The organism is Shewanella sp. SW32 (genome assembly GCF_025653365.1).
In the GTDB taxonomy this organism is placed as follows: Bacteria; Pseudomonadota; Gammaproteobacteria; order Enterobacterales; family Shewanellaceae; genus Shewanella; species Shewanella oncorhynchi.
Genome location: NZ_JAKKSJ010000101.1, coordinates 1 through 755, shown reverse-complemented (window position 1 = coordinate 755; position 755 = coordinate 1). Strand labels below are relative to the sequence as shown.

The window sequence follows — 755 nt, the reverse complement described above, 5'->3', positions numbered from 1 at the left end:
GTACTTAGATGTTTCAGTTCCCCTCGTTCGCCTCGCAACACTATGTATTCATGTTGCGATAACAGCTTATGCTGCTGGGTTCCCCCATTCGGACATCGTTAGCTCAAATGCTTGTTACTAGCTCGCCAACGCTTTTCGCAAGTTACTACGTCCTTCATCGCCTCTGACTGCCAAGGCATCCACCGTATACGCTTAGTCGCTTAACCATACAACCCAAATGAGTTTCACTCAYCTGAGYCGCATTGCGACCAGCTTGGTTTTACTTGTCTCACTTCTGACCAAAGAAGTGGACGCGCCTTAGACGTAAACTATTCAATAAAGAATAATTTACTTTTGAATATTCAAGACACTTAATAAAGTGTTTGAGAACTCATGTTCAATGCTTGCGCATTAAACGTTTTGTAATTAATTACATGACAGACTCATGCAATTAAATACTATCAGCTTTCCAAATTGTTAAAGAACAACATCTACCTGCAAGAGGGATGTTTCGCTCTGACTTCTCGTGAGAGAAGCTAAACAAGCAATCTGTGTGAACACTCAACAAACATTAAGTTAGTCGTATAGGTAAGGAGGTGATCCAGCCCCAGGTTCCCCTAGGGCTACCTTGTTACGACTTCACCCCAGTCATGAACCACAAAGTGGTGAGCGCCCCCCCGAAGGTTAAGCTACCCACTTCTTTTGCAGCCCACTCCCATGGTGTGACGGGCGGTGTGTACAAGGCCCGGGAACGTATTCACCGTGGCATTCTGATC

Annotated in this window: 2 rRNA genes; both read right to left on the bottom strand. The window is 45.2% G+C overall.

Annotated elements, in window-relative coordinates:
- A 23S ribosomal RNA gene (locus tag L5M28_RS24000) occupies nt 1-206 on the bottom strand; the annotation flags it as partial.
- 362 nt (nt 207-568) lie between these two features.
- Nucleotides 569-755: ribosomal RNA gene (locus L5M28_RS23995) — 16S ribosomal RNA — on the bottom strand; the annotation flags it as partial.